The sequence below is a fragment of the Pseudomonas sp. 5Vm1k genome (assembly GCF_056161485.1).
In genome coordinates this window covers 1-15,870 of the sequence record NZ_JBSPCZ010000035.1, presented here as the reverse complement: position 1 = coordinate 15,870, position 15,870 = coordinate 1, and the positions used below count along the sequence as shown (strand labels likewise).

Here is a 15,870-nt window from a genome sequence, read left to right as displayed (position 1 = left end):
GGCTTGCCCCCGTTGGGTTGCGCAGCAGCCCCAAAATCTGCAGCCGCGGTATTTCAGAAATACCGCATGCACTGGTTTTGCGACTGCTGCGCAGCCGAACGGGGGCAAGCCCCCTCGCCACAAGGTCCTCGCTCTACTTGGACAAAAACCGCATCCCTTCCTCCAACCCCCGCAACGTCAGCGGATACATCCGGTCTTCGATCAAATCGCGCACGATGTTGGTCGACGAGGTGTAACCCCAGGTATCTTTCGGATACGGGTTAATCCAGATCAACTTCTTGTACTTCTCCATGAAACGCTGCATCCACACGTAGCCCGGCTCTTCGTTCCAGTGCTCGACGCTGCCGCCGGCCTGGGTGATTTCGTAGGGCGCCATGGCGGCGTCGCCGATGAAGATCACTTTGTAGTCGGCGCCGTACTTGTGCAGCAAATCCTGCGTCGAGAAACGCTCGGAGGTGCGACGCATGTTGTTCTTCCACACCGATTCGTAAAGGAAGTTGTGGAAGTAGAAGTACTCCAGGTGTTTGAACTCGGTCTTGCAGGCCGAGAACAGTTCCTCGCAGATCTTCACGTGGGCGTCCATCGAGCCGCCGATGTCGAACAGCAGCAACAACTTGACGGTGTTACGCCGCTCCGGTCGCATCTGAATGTTCAGCAGGCCGGCGTCGCGGGCGGTGTGGTCGATGGTGCCATCGATATCCAACTCTTCCGCCGCGCCCTGACGAGCAAACTTGCGCAGTCGGCGCAGGGCAACTTTGATATTGCGCGTGCCGAGTTCCACCGAATCGTCGAGGTTCTTGTACTCGCGCTGGTCCCAGACCTTGACCGCTTTGCCCTGGCGCTTGCCGGCATCGCCGACCCGAATACCTTCCGGGTTAAAACCGCCAGAGCCGAACGGGCTGGTGCCGCCGGTGCCGATCCATTTGTTGCCGCCGGCGTGGCGTTCTTTCTGTTCTTCGAGGCGTTTCTTGAACTCCTCGATCAGCTTGTCGAGGCCGCCGAGGGACTGGATTTGCGCCCGCTCTTCATCGCTCAGGGAACGCTCAAATTCCTTGCGCAACCAGTCTTCGGGAATCAACGCCTGAAGGTGGTCGTCGAGTTTTTCCAGGCCATTGAAGTAGGCACCGAAGGCCCGGTCGAACTTGTCGAAATGCTTTTCGTCCTTCACCAGGATCGCCCGGGACAAGTAATAAAACTCGTCCATGTCGGCGAAGACCACGCGCTGTTTCAGCGCGTTGATCAGGTCCAGCAGCTCGCGCACAGAGACCGGCACCTTGGCTGCGCGCATTTCATTGAACAGGTTGAGCAGCATGGCGATCGCCTCCGCTTTTGTTAAAAAAAGCGAGACTTAGCGAGAGCCGCGACGGCTCATGAACGCCAGACGCTCAAGCAGTTGCACGTCCTGCTCGTTCTTCACCAGGGCGCCGGCCAGCGGCGGGATGGCCTTGGTCGGATCGCGTTCGCGCAGCACCGCTTCGCCGATGTTGTCGGCCATCAGCAGCTTGAGCCAGTCCACCAGTTCGGAGGTCGACGGCTTCTTCTTCAGGCCCGGCACTTTGCGTACGTCGAAGAACACGTCCAGCGCTTCGCTGACCAAGTCTTTCTTGATGTTCGGGTAATGCACGTCGACGATCCGCTGCATCGTGACGCGATCCGGGAAGGCGATGTAATGGAAGAAGCAGCGGCGCAGGAACGCGTCCGGCAGCTCTTTCTCATTGTTGGAGGTAATGATGATGATCGGGCGTTTCTTGGCCTTGATGGTCTCGTCGATCTCGTAAACGTAGAACTCCATCTTGTCGAGTTCTTGCAGCAGGTCGTTCGGGAACTCGATGTCAGCCTTGTCGATTTCGTCGATCAGCAGGATCACCCGTTCGTCGGACTCGAAGGCTTCCCACAGCTTGCCCTTTTTCAGGTAATTGCGAACGTCGTGGACCTTTTCCGTGCCCAGCTGCGAATCCCGCAGACGGCTCACCGCGTCGTACTCGTACAGGCCCTGATGCGCCTTGGTCGTGGACTTGATGTGCCAGGTAATCAGCCTGGCGCCAAAGGATTCGGCCAGTTGCTCGGCGAGCATGGTCTTGCCGGTACCCGGCTCGCCCTTGACCAGCAGCGGACGCTCCAGGGTGATGGCGGCGTTGACCGCCAGCTTCAGGTCATCGGTGGCGACGTAGGCCTGGGTGCCTTCGAACTTCATCTGCTAATCCTCGAACGGTAGCGCCGACCTGAACGGGCAGGGCGGGACGGAATAAATGTGATGTCCGACTATAACGCGCTGCCCGGTCGACTGTGAACGCAGACGGGTTATTCAGTCTCTGAATGGGGCGTCACATCTTGACTCAGCCCGCATCCGGCTTCGACTGTTCATACCGTGCATTGAATGCCTGGACGAAGCCGTTGCGCAAGATCTGCAAAAACGCCTGGAACGCGCTGATATCTTGCTGGTGCACGTTGCCGCTGAGTTCGACTTTGGTGGCGAACTGGTTCTTGCGCTGGTTTTTCAACACGGTTTCTGTGCTGCCGACGATGGCTTCCCAGACGGAGCGCAAGATCCCTTTGTTCTTGTTCTCGACGTCCTGCTGCCAGTTGAACACTTCGACGTCGCGCAGCAGCGGTTTGATGTAGCCCTTGAGCTGGCCTTTGTTGGCTTCGGCTTCGATCACCACATCACCGTGGCCGGCATTGAAGTCGAATTTGCCGTACGCCGAGGCGAAGTCGTTCATGCGTTTGAGTTCGATGTTCTTGGCCCGCAGGCGGAATTCGAAGTCTTCGAAGTTGCTCAGCGGGTCGAAGGTGGCGGTGGTTTCCAGCGGCGCGTGGCCCAGCAGCAGGGCCTTGCCTTCGAAACGGGCGTCACGCTTGCCTTGGGTGTCGACCACGTTGGTCAGGTTATAGAGGCTGGCGTTGACCTGGGTGGCGTTCATGTTTACCGGCGGGGTGGAGCTGAAGTTTCGAAAACTGATTTTGCCGTCGTCGATTCGCACTTCGTTGAGGGTGATCGGCAGCAATTTGCTCAACTGGGCGCGCCAGTCGGTGCCGCGACCGGTCTGGGAGTTCTGCTTGTTGGCGCCGCCATCGACGAAGTTCACCTCCGGTTTGATGAATTGCACCTCGGCCACCACCGCATGGTCGTACCAGAGTGAATGCCAACTGACTGAAAGGTCGATCAGCGGCGCGTTGACGAAGGGCACGGGGACTTTGCCGTCGACCTTGACGATCTTCAGCCCATTGATTTTGTAAGCGCCGCGCCACAGGGCCAGGTCCACGTCGGTGACCTGGCCACGGTAATCGCCCATGTCGGCGAGCTTGTCGTTGAGGTAATTACGCACCAGGTAGGGCAGGGCGATGTCCAGGGCAACCAGCAGTACAACAAGGCCGGCAACGGTCCATAGGGGCCAACTGTATCGACGCTTCATGATGGCAATTCCTTGGCAGTGTAAAGCCATTGACTACGGGCGCCTGCGGACGTTCGACCTGACTGGACGACCATCGGCAACAGGCATACCTTGGTGAGCTTATTCAACGCTGCATAAGGACCCAGCCATGAGTCGTATTTTTGCTGACAACGCCCATTCCATCGGCAATACGCCGCTGGTGCAGATCAACCGCATCGCGCCGCGCGGCGTGACCATCCTGGCCAAGATCGAGGGGCGCAACCCCGGTTATTCGGTCAAATGCCGGATCGGCGCGAACATGATCTGGGACGCCGAAAGCACCGGCAAACTCAAGCCTGGCATGACCATTGTCGAGCCGACTTCGGGCAACACCGGTATCGGCCTGGCGTTTGTCGCCGCCGCCCGTGGCTATAAGCTGATGTTGACCATGCCCGCGTCCATGAGCATCGAGCGGCGCAAGGTGCTAAAGGCCTTGGGCGCCGAGCTGGTGTTGACCGAGCCGGCCAAGGGCATGAAAGGCGCGATCGAAAAGGCTGCTGAAATCCTCGCCAGCGATCCGGCCAAATACTTTATGCCGGCGCAGTTTGAAAACCCGGCCAACCCGGCCATCCACGAAAAGACCACCGGCCCGGAAATCTGGAACGACACCGACGGCGCGGTCGATGTGCTGGTGGCGGGCGTCGGAACCGGCGGAACCATCACCGGTGTTTCGCGGTATATCAAGAATACCCAGGGCAAACCGATTCTTTCGGTGGCCGTGGAGCCGGTGTCGTCGCCGGTGATTACCCAGAAGTTGGCCGGTGAAGAGATCAAGCCGAGCCCGCACAAGATTCAAGGCATTGGTGCCGGTTTTGTGCCGAAGAACCTCGATTTGTCGATTGTCGACCGGGTAGAACTGGTGACCGACGACGAGTCCAAGGCCATGGCCCTGCGCCTGATGCAGGAAGAAGGGATTTTGTGCGGTATCTCTTGCGGTGCGGCGATGGCGGTTGCGGTGCGTCTGGCCGAAACCCCGGAAATGCAGGGCAAGACCATCGTGGTGATCCTGCCGGACTCCGGCGAACGTTATCTGTCGAGCATGTTGTTCAGTGATCTGTTTACGGAGGCAGAAACCCAGCAATAACGTGTGTACCTGTTGTGGCGAGGGAGCTTGCTCGCGCTTGAGTGCGTAGCGCCCACATAAACTTGGGGCCGCTGCGCAGCCCAGCGCGAGCAAGCTCGCTCGCCACAATGTGAACCCGGACCTAAAAAGGGTTGACTCGGGTCAGCCTTCGTTCAGGAACCTTATGTTAATAAGTGCTTTGTTGCGCAATCCTTAACACTGAATGTTCAGTTATGTGGGTTTTTCCCTGGGCCGGTAGTGGTTATCATGGCCGGCTGCCACGTCGGGTAAATGGCGTTGCGCAAAGTTGCTTATATCTCAAGGAGTCGTTGATGACCTTTTCCTTTGCCGCGAAGGCGTCGGTGTTGCTGTTATTCCTCGGCAGCACGCTCTATGTGCATTTGCGCGGCAAGGCACGTTTGCCGGTCCTGCGTCAGTTCGTCAACCATTCGGCTCTGTTCGCGCCTTATAACGCCCTGATGTACCTGTTCTCCGGCGTTCCGTCCAAGCCCTATCTGGACCGCAGCAAGTTTCCGGAACTGGATGTGCTTCGGGACAACTGGGAAGTCATCCGCGACGAAGCCATGCACCTGTTCGACGAGGGCTACATCCGCGCCGCCGAAAAGAACAACGACGCCGGTTTCGGTTCGTTCTTCAAGAAGGGCTGGAAGCGTTTTTACCTCAAGTGGTACGACAAACCGTTGCCATCGGCTGAAGCCCTGTGCCCGAAGACCGTGGCGCTGGTCAGCAGTATCCCTAACGTTAAAGGCGCGATGTTTGCCTTGTTGCCAGGCGGCAGCCACCTCAACCCGCACCGCGACCCGTTCGCCGGCTCCCTGCGGTACCACTTGGGGTTGTCGACACCGAACTCCGATGACTGCCGCATCTTTGTCGACGGTCAGGTCTACGCCTGGCGCGATGGCGAAGACGTGATGTTCGATGAGACCTACGTGCACTGGGTCAAGAACGAAACCGAAAAGACCCGGGTCATCCTGTTCTGCGACATCGAACGCCCCCTGAGCAACCGCATCATGACCCGCATCAACCGCTGGGTCAGTGGCCTGCTGGGGCGTGCCACGGCACCGCAAAACCTGGACGATGAGCGCGTTGGCGGGATCAACCAGGCTTACGCCTGGAGCAAGAACTCCAGCGACAAATTCAGCGGCGTGGTCAAGCAGTGGAAGCGACGTCATCCCAAGGCCTACCGTGTACTGCGGCCGGTGCTGGCGGTGGTGGTGCTGACGTTGTTGGGGTATTGGCTGTTTGGTTAAACCGGCCTCTGAACAAAAAACCGCTCTGTGTGAGCGGTTTTTTTATGGGAAGCAGATGAGGGCATAAAGCGCCGCAGAGTGACACAAGCCGTTAAACTCCCTCCCCGCAGTACGGCCCTGAAAGCCTGGCTTTCCCTTTGGCTGGCTCGCGCACTCGCTCAATGAAGGCGCAGCACACATGCAGTGTGCTGCCATACACCCCATGGAATAGGCGACTCCCATTGAATCAATCCCTCAAGCCCGGCGAAAACACCACCCTCAGCCTGCCCAAAGGGCAAGTCGTGGTCACCCACGCTGCCGGCGACAACCTGGACGTTAACCTCACAGCCTTCCTCGTCACCGAAACCGGCAAGGTGACGGATGACAGCGGCATGGTTTTCTTCAACGCGCCGGAACACGCGTCCGGTGCTGCCATGTTTATCGCACCAGTCACGCAAAGTGGTGCCGTCAGCCACCGCATCGGCTTTGATCTGTCGCGCCTGCCGGCCAGTATCACCAAGATCGCCATTACCCTGACTCAAGATGGCAGCGCTGGCGGTTTTGCTGCGGTGAAGGATCTGCGCGCACAAGTGATTGTCGGCGACCGGATTCTGGAGCTCGCGCCCGGGTCGTTCTCTCAAGAGACTGGCATTATCGTGCTCGAGTTGTACGTTCGAAACGGCCAGCTCAAGGCGCGTTCGGTATGGCAGGGGTTCGCTTCGGGCCTGGCCGGGCTCTGCGGTCTCTACGGGATTGAGGTGGACGACGAAGCGCCTGCTGCCCCGCCGGTTTCGCCGACTCCCGCCCCGAAACCGGTCAATATCGCCAAGTCCGTGATCACCCTGGACAAGCCTGGCACCAGCCACAAGGTGTCATTGGAAAAAGGCCCGTCCGCACCGAAGGTCATCCGTGTCAGCGCGACCTGGGTTGATAACGGCGATGGTGAGGACAATGACGATCTCGACCTGAGGATCGGCATCCTGCGGCCGGATGGCCGGATGTCCATCATTCAGGCGCCCGACAAGAGCGGTGCCTTTGACGTCGATCCCTTCATTTTCCACACCGGCGACGTGGTCAGCGCCAGTGCGTCTGCGCCGGGCATAGAAACGGTCGACATCAACCCTGCCATCTCCCAGCGCATGGGCGGCAAGGTTGCGCTGGTCTGCAGCGTTTACTCCGCCGTGGACAACGGGGCCGTCTCGGTGGCTTCGCTGAAACCGAAAATGCGCATGGAATACGGCGACCAGATCGTCGAGTGCGCCTTTGAGTTCAAGGACGGTTTTTTCAGCAGCGCGATTTACACCTACGTGATCGGCTTGATCGAAATCGATCTGGATCACATTGAGCTGAGCCCATCCGGCAAGACCTCCAAGAGCACCAGTGAAGCGACCCCTTGGCTGTCGCGCAAGGGTGACAAACTGGAGATCACCATGGATGGCCCCGCTGTGTTCAAAGGCTATCCGCCGGAAAACAGCGGCAACAAACGTTACGTCTGAGTCCCTGTGACGGGCGCGTGGCACTTGTCGAGTCGCCACGCGCCACTGCTACGTAGTGCAGGCTTGGCGGGCCTTTACGGCAAGTCATTGCAATCCATGTCGAACGCTGGTTATAGTCGGCGCTCGCCTGCTTACCCAAGTACGGCCCTCAAAAAAAGATCCGCCCATGCCTGCTTCCCTCATCAACGCGGTAGTCGATTCAGCGGTCAACGCTGGCGTCGTGCCGTGCGGGATTCAGCAGCCTGCGCAGATCAGTCATTACCCCCCTCCTGTCAGTAGCACGCCGGTGTGCGCAGTCGTATCACCGCCAGGCGTTGGCATTTCGGGCTGATCAGCTTTTCCTGCTGTTCCATGCCCGTCATAAAAAGTGCCCGTCTGAAAAAACTACTGAACTTCAGCTTCGGCTGACCTGGCTTTTTATTTGCCTGATGACAGGTGGTATTCATGTTTGTCCTTTCGAAAAAAACCGCGCTCGCGGCGGCGTCCACGAGCCTGTTCGTCTTGCTGTGGAGCAGCGGGGCGATCTTCTCCAAATGGGGCCTGGCCCACGCGTCACCCTTTGCCTTTCTGCTGTTTCGCTTCGTCATCGCCCTGTGCGGGTTGGTGCTGTTGGTGCCGTTGCTCAAGCTGAAACTGCCCAAGGGCGGCAAGCCGATGCTGTATGCAATGGCCACGGGTGTGGTGTTGTTGGGGGCGTATCAGATTTTCTATCTGCTGGCCCTGGACCTGAAGGTCACCCCCGGCGTCATGGCCACAATCATGGGCGTGCAGCCGATTCTCACCGTGGTGATCATGGAACGGCAGCGCTCGGCCAGCCGGATGTTCGGCCTTGCGCTGGGGCTGGCCGGGTTGATCATGGTGGTTTACCAAGGCATCGGCCTGGCCGGGATGTCGCTGGCCGGGATGCTCTTTGGTTTGTTAGCGCTGGCGAGCATGACCTTCGGCTCGATCATGCAAAAACGCATCACCGACAATCCCCTCGGCACGCTGCCGGTGCAGTACCTGGCAGGGCTGTTGCTTTGTGGGATTTTTGTACCGTTCCAGCCGTTTCATTTTGAACACAGCACAGGGTTTATCGTGCCGGTGTTGTGGATGGGACTGGTGGTGTCGGTGCTGGCGACGTTGCTGCTGTATCGGCTGATCGCCCGGGGCAATCTGGTGAATGTCACCAGTCTGTTTTACCTGGTGCCGGCGGTGACGGCGGTGATGGATTACCTGATTTTCGGTAATCGGTTGGCGCTGTTGAGCGTGCTGGGGATGCTGCTGATTATTGTCGGGTTGGTGTTTGTGTTTCGTAGGCCCGGGCGCGGCAGCGCGAAGACGGTTACAAGACAGCGGTGTCGCGGCTGACATCCATATGTAATGGCTATTGATTAACCCTGTAGGAGCTGCCGAAGGCTGCGATCTTTTGATCTCGATCTTAAAAACAAGATCAAAAGATCGCAGCCTTCGGCAGCTCCTACGGGGGAGTAGGCTCTAGTCTTGGCGCGTAGCCACTTCCGCCGGTTTCACTACCGCCGGCTTCAACACCAGCCACAACGCCGCCGCAATCAACACCCCGCCGTATATGTGGGCCATCGACAACGGCTCATCCAGCAGCAACGCGCCCCACAGCACGCCGAACGGCGGGATCATGAAGGTCACGGTCATTGATTTCACCGGGCCGATCGAGCTGAGCAAGCGGAAGTAAACAATGTACGCAAACGCGGTGCAGCCCAATCCCAACCCCAGCAGCGACAACCAGACATTCCAGCCGCCCCAGCTCGCCGGTGGCTGGGTGATTACGCTGTAGCCGAACAGCGGCAGCAGGAACAATGTCGCGCCGAGCATGCTGCCCAACGCCGACAAACGGCTGTCGAGGCCGCCGGCCTGATCGAGCCAGCGGCGGGCGAGGAACCCGGCAAAGCCGTAACAGGTGGTGGCGAGCAGGCAGGCCACGGCGCCCATCAGCAATGGCATGTCGAACGCCACCGGACCGGCACGAGTCAGGATCCCGACGCCGAGCAGTCCCAGGAACACGCCGCCAAGTTTGGCCGCGGTCAGTTTCTCATGGAAGAACAGCCCGCCGATCAGCACGCCCATCAAGGGCGTAGTGGCGTTGAAAATCGCCGAGTAACCGGCCGGCAGCACTTGCGCGGCCACGGAATACAGGGTCGCCGGAATCCCGGAGTTGATCACCCCGAGCAACATCACAGTCTTGAGTTTGCCTTTGAAATCCCAGCTGATACGCATCAGACCGAGGATCACCAGCAAGCCGGCAGCGGCAATCGACACGCGGAAAAACGCGGTGGGAACAGTGCCGATCACCGGGGCGATGACGCGCATGAACAGGAAACTCGCGCCCCAGATCGCTGCCAGCGACAGTAAACGAACAATATCGACAGGGCTCACGGTGCACTCCTTCCTTTCTGGGGACGGAAGTGTTGCCGAGAGCCCTGTGGATGGCAACCGCAAATCGGGCATTTAATTGGCGGCGCGGGTCTCCAGACCGTTGAGCTCCACGGCCAGGCGCGACAATGGCGAAAATGACGCTTCTCCTTAACCCGGTTCACTGGCTAAGCTCAGGCTTCCGCAATTCCCGCAGAGGTTTCACCATGCCGCAGCAATGGCCAGCCGCCGACATCGCCCGAATGATCCTCGATGGCTTTGACGATTACCGCGAGCATTTCCGGCAGATCACCGATGGTGCCCGGGCCCGCTTCGAACAGGCGCAGTGGCAGGAGACGCAATCGGCGTCGGCGGCGCGGATCAATCTGTACGAGGATAAAGTCGGCGAAACGGTGGAGCGGCTGCGGGCGTCCTTCGACACCGATACGCTGATGGACGTCAGCTGCTGGCCACTGGTCAAAAGCGCCTACATCACGCTGATCGACCTGCGTTTCGACGATGAACTGTCCGAGACCTGGTACAACTCGATTTTCTGCGGGCTGTTCAGCCACGACCTGATCAGCGACGGCTGCATGTTCATCCACACCACCCGGCCGAGCCTGCGCCGGGCCCGGGCCGCGCAAACCCGCACCTACAAGCCTCAAGGACATTTGTCTGAAATGTTGGCGAGCATCTTTGCCGACTACCGCTTCAGCGAGGATTACGCCGACCTTGCCGGCGACCTGCGCCGTCTCGAAGCGCAACTGCGCGAAAACCTGCCGGACTGGGTCTGCAAGGACCCGGAGTTGTCCGTTGAACTGTTCTCCTCGGTGCTCTACCGCAACAAAGGCGCGTATCTGGTCGGACGGATTTACACCCAGGACGAGCAATGGCCGCTGGTGATTCCGCTGCTGCACCGCGAAGGTCGCGGGATTCAGATTGACGCGTTGATCACCGATGAAGCCGATGTGTCGATCATCTTCTCGTTCACCCGTTCGTACTTCATGGTGGATGTACCGGTGCCGGCGGAATTCATCGGCTTTCTCAAGCGCATCCTGCCGGGCAAGCACATTGCTGAGCTGTACACCTCGATTGGCTTCTATAAACACGGCAAATCCGAGTTTTACCGGGCGTTGATCAACCACCTGGCCAGCACCGACGACCAGTTCATCATGGCTCCCGGCGTGCGCGGCATGGTCATGAGCGTGTTCACCCTGCCGGGCTTCAACACCGTGTTCAAAATCATCAAGGACCGCTTCTCGCCATCGAAAAACGTCGACCGGGCGACGGTGATCGAGAAGTATCGCTTGGTGAAAAGTGTCGATCGGGTAGGGCGCATGGCCGATACCCAGGAGTTCGCCGATTTCCGGTTCCCGCTGAGCAAGTTCGAGCCGGCGTGCCTGGAGGAGCTGCTCGATGTGGCGGCGTCCACGGTGTCAGTGGAGGGCGACACCGTACTGATCCGCCACTGCTGGACCGAACGGCGGATGACGCCGCTGAACCTCTACCTGGAACACGCCAACGAGGCGCAGGTGCGCGAGGCGCTGGAAGATTACGGCCTGGCGATCAAGCAACTGGCGGCGGCGAACATCTTTCCAGGCGACATGTTGCTGAAGAACTTCGGTGTTACCCGTCACGGGCGTGTGGTGTTTTATGACTATGACGAGATTTGCTTTTTGACTGAGGCCAACTTCCGGCATATCCCGCAACCGCGCACGCCGGAAGATGAAATGGCGTCCGAACCGTGGTATTCGATCGGGCCGCTGGATGTGTTTCCGGAAGAGTTTCCGCCGTTTTTGTTTGCTGATTCCGGGCAACGGCGGTTGTTTGATCAGTTGCATGGCGAGTTGTACAACGCCGATTACTGGAAGAGCCTGCAAGAGGCCATTCGCGCGGGCAAAGTGATCGACGTGTTCCCCTATCGGCGTAAGGGGTTGGATAACGAGTGATGGCTGACATCCAGCCCCTCACCCCAGCCCTCTCCCCAGAGGGGAGAGGGGGGAAAGGGAGCTGATCTCCATCGTTTTCCAGACCTGAGTTCGACTCGGACTTTCAGGTCGATATAACTCAAAAGAACAACTCGGTCAGTCCCCTCGCCCCTTTGGGGAGAGGGTTAGGGTGAGGGGTGGCCCTCCCTGACACGCCAAACACACCCAAATCTGCGACAATCGCGCCCCTGCGCCACTAGACGACTTATTGCGTACCTGATGACTGACGAATCGCCTTCCATCGACAAACTGCTGAAAAACCTCGATCACGCCATGCTCGCCGACCGCCACCGGCTGCGGCGGCAGTTGCTTGAGCTGCGCAAAAAACCTGATGAGGCCAAGCTGGCCCAGTGGGTGGTGCGCATGCAGGCGTCCTGTGATCAGGTGTTGGCGCGGCGCGCCAGCCTGCCGGTGATTCGTTACGACGACAGTTTGCCGATCGCCGCCAAGCGCGACGAAATCAAAGAGGCGCTGCTCAAGCATCAGGTGCTGATCATTGCCGGCGAAACCGGCTCGGGTAAAACCACCCAGTTGCCGAAGATCTGCCTGGAAATCGGGCGCGGCCAGCATGGCTTGATCGGCCACACCCAGCCGCGCCGAATCGCGGCGCGCAGTGTGGCCAGCCGGGTCGCCGAAGAACTGGCAACGCCGCTGGGCGCGCTGGTCGGCTATCAGGTGCGGTTCGAGGATCAGAGCGATTCCAACACCCTGATCAAGCTGATGACCGACGGCATCCTGCTGGCGGAAACCCAGAACGACCGCTACCTCGAACGCTACGACACGATCATCGTCGACGAAGCCCACGAACGCAGCCTCAACATCGACTTCCTGCTCGGTTACCTGAAAACCCTGCTGCCGCGCCGCCCGGACCTGAAAGTCATCATCACGTCGGCGACCATCGACCTGGAGCGTTTCTCCAAGCATTTCGATGACGCGCCGATTGTCGAAGTCTCCGGTCGTACGTTCCCGGTGGACACCTGGTATCGCCCGCTGACGCTGGAGCAGGACGAAGAGGGCAACCGCGTCGAGGACGACTTGACGGTGGATCAGGCGATCCTCGCCACCCTCGATGAAATCGCCGCGTTTGAACGCAGTGAGCGCAAGAGCCCCGGCGATGTGCTGGTGTTCCTGCCCGGCGAGCGCGAGATTCGCGACGCCGCCGATATGCTGCGCAAGGCCCAGCTCAAGCACACTGAAATCCTGCCGCTGTATGCGCGGTTGTCGCCGGCCGAGCAGCAGCGGATTTTCCAGTCGCATCCTGGCCGTCGCGTGGTCCTGGCGACCAACGTCGCGGAAACCTCGCTGACGGTGCCGGGCATTCGTTACGTGATCGATAGCGGCACCGCGCGCATCAGCCGCTACAGCTACCGCGCCAAGGTCCAGCGCCTGCCCATCGAAGCGATTTCCCAGGCCAGCGCCAACCAGCGTAAAGGTCGATGCGGCCGGGTCGAGCCGGGCATTTGTATTCGCCTCTACGGCGAAGAAGACTTCATCGGCCGACCGGAATTTACCGACCCGGAAATCCTGCGGACCAACCTTGCCGCCGTTATTTTGCAGATGCTGCATCTGCGCCTCGGCGAGATCACCGATTTCCCGTTTATCGAGCCGCCGGATGGCAAGGCCATCAGCGACGGTTTCAACCTGCTGCAAGAACTCTCGGCAGTAGACCGCAACAGTCAGCTGACCCCGCTCGGTCGGCAACTGGCGCGGCTGCCGGTGGACCCACGCATGGGTCGCATGCTGCTGGAAGCGGCGAAGCTCGGCAGCTTGCAGGAAGTGCTGATCGTCGCCAGCGCCATGTCGATCCAGGACCCGCGCGAGCGTCCGCCGGAACGCCAACAAGCGGCCGATCAGGCCCACGCGCAATGGAAAGACGTGGACTCGGACTTCGCCGGGCTGGTCAATCTGTGGCGCGGTTTTGAAGAGCAGCGCCAGGCGTTGACCGCCAGTCCGTTGCGTAACTGGTGCCGCAAGAATTTCCTTAACTACTTGCGCTTGCGCGAGTGGCGCGACTCCCACCGTCAGTTGAGCCTGATCTGCCGCGACATGCAGCTCAGCCTCAATAAAGAACCGGCGGATTACCCGAAACTGCACAAAGCCGTGCTCTCGGGCCTGCTCAGCCAGATCGGCCAGAAAACCGAAGACGGCGACTACCTCGGCGCGCGTCAGCGGCGCTTCTGGATTCACCCGTCGTCGGGCCTGGGCAAGAAGCGTCCGCAATGGCTGATGGCTGCCGAACTGGTGGAAACCACCAAGCTCTACGCGCGGATGGTCGCCAAGATCGACGCCGACTGGATCGAGCCGCTGGCCGGGCACTTGATCAAGAAGAACCACTTCGAACCCCATTGGGAGAAGAAGCGCGGCCAGGTCGTGGCGTTTGAGCAGATCACCTTGTTCGGGCTGATCGTGGTCGGTCGCCGGCCGGTGCATTACGGGCCGATTGATCCGGTGGTGTCCCGTGAGTTTTTCATTCGCGAAGGTTTGGTGCGCGGCGAGATTCAGTCCAAGGCCAAGTGCCTGACCGCCAATGCGCAGTTGCTGGAGCAGCTCGACGAACTGGAGGCCAAGGCCCGTCGTCGCGACATTCTGGCCGACGAAGAAACTCTGTTTGCCTTCTACGATGCGCGCCTGCCGGCGGAGATTCACCAGACCGCGACCTTCGACAGTTGGTATCGGGTTAACAGCCAGAAAGACCCACAGCTGCTGATCATGCGCGAAGAAGACGTACTGGCCCGCGAGGCCAGTGAAGTCACCGCGCTGCATTACCCGGATACCTTGCACATCGGTGATCTGGAACTGGCCCTGAGTTACCACTTTGAACCGAATCATCCGCGTGACGGCGTGACCCTGCGGGTACCGGCGCCGCTGTTGCCGATGCTGCCGCCGGAACGCCTGGAATGGCTGGTGCCGGGCGTCATCGAGGCCAAGTGCGTGGCGTTGGTGCGTAACCTGCCCAAAGCCCTGCGCAAGAATTTCGTACCGGTGCCGGACTTCGTCAAAGCCGCGTTGCAACGCATGACCTTCGCCGAGGGCTCGTTGCCCCAGGCGTTGGGCCGCGAACTGTTGCGCATGACCGGTGCGCGGGTCAGCGATGAAGCCTGGGCGGAAGCCTCGCAGCAGGTCGACAGCCATTTGCGGATGAACCTGGAAATCGTCGATGGCCAAGGCAAGTTCCTCGGCGAAGGGCGGGATCTGGCCGAGTTGACCGCTCGTTTCGCTGAAGCCAGCCAAGCGGCGTTGGCCGTGCCGCAAACCGCGAAAAACCAGCAGCCGGTGGAGCCGAAAGTCTTTGCCGCCGTCGCCGAGAAAACCCAACAGAAGATCGCCGGGCTGTCGATGACGGTATACCCGGCGCTGGTGGAAGAGGCTGGTACGGTCAAGGAAGGGCGTTTCTCAACCCCGGCCGAAGCCGAATTCCAGCATCGCCGTGCCTTGCAGCGTTTGCTGATGCAGCAATTGGCCGAGCCGGCGAAGTTCCTGCGAGGCAAGTTGCCGGGGCTGACCGAGTTGGGCCTGATGTACCGCGAACTCGGGCGCATTGATGCCTTGGTCGAAGACATCCTGTTGGCTAGCCTCGACAGCTGCATCCTCGACGGTGAAGACCCGTTGCCACGCGACGGCGCCGGGTTGGCGTCACTGGCCGAGCGCAAGCGCGGTGGCTGGACCGAACACGCCGAGCGTCTGGCCAAATTGACGCTGGAGATTCTCAAGCTCTGGCACGGCCTGCAAAAACGCTTCAAGGGCAAGATCGACCTGGCCCAAGCCGTGGCCCTGAATGACATCAAGCAGCAGCTCAGTCATCTGGTGTATCCGGGTTTTGTCCGGGAAACGCCGATGCAGTGGCTCAAGGAGCTGCCGCGTTATCTGAAAGCGGTCGAGCAGCGCTTCGAGAAAATCGGCGCGCAAGTGCAGCGGGATCGGGTTTGGAGCGGCGAATTGTCAGGTCTGTGGGCGCAGTACCAGACTCGCGCCAACAAACATGCCCAGGAAGGCAAGCGCGATCCGCAGCTGGAACTGTATCGCTGGTGGCTGGAGGAATACCGGGTTTCCCTGTTCGCCCAGCAACTGGGGACCAAGGTGCCGATCTCCGATAAGCGTTTGAACAAACAGTGGACCCAAGTCGAGCCATAACCTCGATTAATGTGATTCGCGCGATCCCTGCGATCATTGCGATCTCTGTGGATCACCGGGATCCACCGTAGGAGCTGCCGAAGGCTGCGATCTTTTGATCTTTCTTTGTCGCGACACCGGAAGATCAAAAGATCGCAGCCTTCG

The 15,870-nt window shown here is 59.7% G+C and carries 11 protein-coding genes; 6 read left to right on the top strand and 5 right to left on the bottom strand.

The genetic code is table 11. The features are described from left to right. Positions 1 to 133: 133 nt before the first annotated feature. The 3 genes from ACWIKB_RS33085 to ACWIKB_RS33075 form a co-directional block, all read right to left on the bottom strand. Positions 134 to 1,312 (bottom strand): vWA domain-containing protein, encoded by a 1,179-nt coding sequence (locus tag ACWIKB_RS33085; RefSeq protein WP_475271618.1) that lies wholly within the window; start codon positions 1,310 to 1,312, stop codon positions 134 to 136. A gap of 36 nt (positions 1,313 to 1,348) precedes the next feature. Then, positions 1,349 to 2,194: an AAA family ATPase gene (locus ACWIKB_RS33080; RefSeq protein ID WP_475271617.1), complete on the bottom strand. Its 846-nt coding sequence runs from the start codon at positions 2,192 to 2,194 to the stop codon at positions 1,349 to 1,351. 142 nt (positions 2,195 to 2,336) lie between these two features. Then, on the bottom strand, positions 2,337 to 3,413 hold the full coding sequence (locus ACWIKB_RS33075) for a DUF748 domain-containing protein (protein ID WP_475271616.1): 1,077 nt from the start codon (positions 3,411 to 3,413) through the stop codon (positions 2,337 to 2,339). Between the two features lie 127 nt (positions 3,414 to 3,540). Here ACWIKB_RS33075 and cysK point away from each other — a divergent pair, with 127 nt between their 5' ends. The 3 genes from cysK (at position 3,541) to ACWIKB_RS33060 (ending at position 7,240) form a co-directional block, all read left to right on the top strand. Next, complete coding sequence (gene cysK, locus ACWIKB_RS33070) at positions 3,541 to 4,515, top strand: cysteine synthase A (RefSeq protein WP_475271615.1); 975 nt, start codon at positions 3,541 to 3,543, stop codon at positions 4,513 to 4,515. A 311-nt stretch (positions 4,516 to 4,826) separates the two neighbouring features. Next, on the top strand, positions 4,827 to 5,765 hold the full coding sequence (locus ACWIKB_RS33065) for an aspartyl/asparaginyl beta-hydroxylase domain-containing protein (protein ID WP_475271614.1): 939 nt from the start codon (positions 4,827 to 4,829) through the stop codon (positions 5,763 to 5,765). A 221-nt stretch (positions 5,766 to 5,986) separates the two neighbouring features. Beyond that, positions 5,987 to 7,240, top strand: coding sequence for a TerD family protein (locus ACWIKB_RS33060; RefSeq protein ID WP_475271613.1), 1,254 nt, complete (start codon positions 5,987 to 5,989; stop codon positions 7,238 to 7,240). A 272-nt stretch (positions 7,241 to 7,512) separates the two neighbouring features. Here the strand turns inward: ACWIKB_RS33060 and ACWIKB_RS33055 are convergent, their stop codons facing one another. Beyond that, complete coding sequence (locus ACWIKB_RS33055) at positions 7,513 to 7,686, bottom strand: hypothetical protein (RefSeq protein ID WP_475271612.1); 174 nt, start codon at positions 7,684 to 7,686, stop codon at positions 7,513 to 7,515. Here ACWIKB_RS33055 and ACWIKB_RS33050 point away from each other — a divergent pair. Beyond that, positions 7,685 to 8,590 carry a DMT family transporter gene (locus ACWIKB_RS33050; protein ID WP_475271611.1) on the top strand — a complete coding sequence of 302 codons (906 nt, stop codon included), beginning with the start codon at positions 7,685 to 7,687 and terminating at the stop codon, positions 8,588 to 8,590. The two genes, ACWIKB_RS33055 and ACWIKB_RS33050, sit on opposite strands and share 2 nt — an antisense overlap. Before the next feature lie 126 nt (positions 8,591 to 8,716). Here the strand turns inward: ACWIKB_RS33050 and ACWIKB_RS33045 are convergent, their stop codons facing one another. Further along, entirely contained in the window at positions 8,717 to 9,631 is a 915-nt protein-coding gene (locus tag ACWIKB_RS33045) for a DMT family transporter (protein ID WP_475271610.1), read from the bottom strand. 203 nt (positions 9,632 to 9,834) lie between these two features. Between ACWIKB_RS33045 and aceK the strand changes: the two genes are divergently transcribed. Continuing rightward, entirely contained in the window at positions 9,835 to 11,556 is a 1,722-nt protein-coding gene (gene aceK, locus ACWIKB_RS33040) for a bifunctional isocitrate dehydrogenase kinase/phosphatase (RefSeq protein ID WP_475271609.1), read from the top strand. 258 nt (positions 11,557 to 11,814) lie between these two features. Beyond that, positions 11,815 to 15,726 carry an ATP-dependent RNA helicase HrpA gene (gene hrpA, locus ACWIKB_RS33035; protein WP_475271608.1) on the top strand — a complete coding sequence of 1,304 codons (3,912 nt, stop codon included), beginning with the start codon at positions 11,815 to 11,817 and terminating at the stop codon, positions 15,724 to 15,726. The last annotated feature ends 144 nt before the right edge of the window (positions 15,727 to 15,870 follow it).

Coding starts and splice junctions, on each gene's coding strand:
- ACWIKB_RS33050 (WP_475271611.1), top strand. CDS start 7,685: ATGTTTGTCCTTTCGAAAAAAACCGCGCTCGCGGCGGCGTCCACGAGC.
- ACWIKB_RS33085 (WP_475271618.1), bottom strand. CDS start 1,312: ATGCTGCTCAACCTGTTCAATGAAATGCGCGCAGCCAAGGTGCCGGTC.
- ACWIKB_RS33065 (WP_475271614.1), top strand. CDS start 4,827: ATGACCTTTTCCTTTGCCGCGAAGGCGTCGGTGTTGCTGTTATTCCTC.
- hrpA (WP_475271608.1), top strand. CDS start 11,815: ATGACTGACGAATCGCCTTCCATCGACAAACTGCTGAAAAACCTCGAT.
- ACWIKB_RS33080 (WP_475271617.1), bottom strand. CDS start 2,194: ATGAAGTTCGAAGGCACCCAGGCCTACGTCGCCACCGATGACCTGAAG.
- ACWIKB_RS33075 (WP_475271616.1), bottom strand. CDS start 3,413: ATGAAGCGTCGATACAGTTGGCCCCTATGGACCGTTGCCGGCCTTGTT.
- aceK (WP_475271609.1), top strand. CDS start 9,835: ATGCCGCAGCAATGGCCAGCCGCCGACATCGCCCGAATGATCCTCGAT.
- ACWIKB_RS33055 (WP_475271612.1), bottom strand. CDS start 7,686: ATGAATACCACCTGTCATCAGGCAAATAAAAAGCCAGGTCAGCCGAAG.
- cysK (WP_475271615.1), top strand. CDS start 3,541: ATGAGTCGTATTTTTGCTGACAACGCCCATTCCATCGGCAATACGCCG.